1 protein-coding gene is annotated in these 793 nt (G+C 47.7%); it reads left to right on the forward strand.

Features of this window, described 5'->3' with window-relative positions:
* Positions 1-773 (forward strand): flagellar type III secretion system protein FlhB (locus R7Q48_RS26415; RefSeq protein ID WP_318133163.1); only part of this gene is annotated, 773 nt, incomplete at its 5' end.
* Positions 774-793: the final 20 nt, after the last annotated feature.

The raw sequence follows: 793 nt of genomic DNA on the forward strand, positions 1-793 counted from the left end.
CGGCAATGCCTAAGCTGTCCAAAATGAATCCTCTGAGCGGTTTAAAACGCATGGTGGGCATGCAAAGTTGGGTTGAACTGATCAAATCGATCTTGAAAGTGGTGTTGGTGACAGGCGTTGCCATGTATTTGATCCAAGCATCGCAAGCAGATTTGATCCAACTTAGCATGGATGTTTATCCGCAGAATATTTTCCACGCGCTGGATATTTTGCTCAACTTCATCTTGTTGATCAGCTGCTCGTTATTGATTGTTGTGGCCATCGATATACCGTTCCAGATTTGGCAGCACGCCGATCAGTTGAAGATGACCAAGCAAGAAGTGAAAGACGAATACAAAGAAACCGAAGGTAAGCCAGAGGTGAAAGGTCGTATTCGTATGCTGCAAAGGGAAGCGGCACAACGCCGGAAGATTGCCGATGTGCCTCAAGCTGACGTTATTGTCACCAACCCGGAGCACTATTCAGTGGCGCTGCGTTATAAGCAGAAAACAGATCGTGCGCCAGTCGTGATAGCGAAAGGTACGGATCATATGGCGATGAAAATTCGAGAAGTGGCACGCGAGCACGACATTACGATTGTGCCTGCTCCACCACTTGCACGTGCGCTTTACCATACCACTGAGTTGGAACAAGAAATTCCTGACGGTCTGTTTACCGCGGTCGCGCAAGTGCTGGCGTTTGTGTTCCAGTTAAAACAGTACCGCAAACGTGGTGGTCAGCGACCGAAAATTCAAGATTATGACTTGCCAATCCCGCCGGAACATCGTCATTAATCGTGCAAAAAGCAAAATTA

Source organism: Vibrio sp. 378, assembly GCF_033339435.1.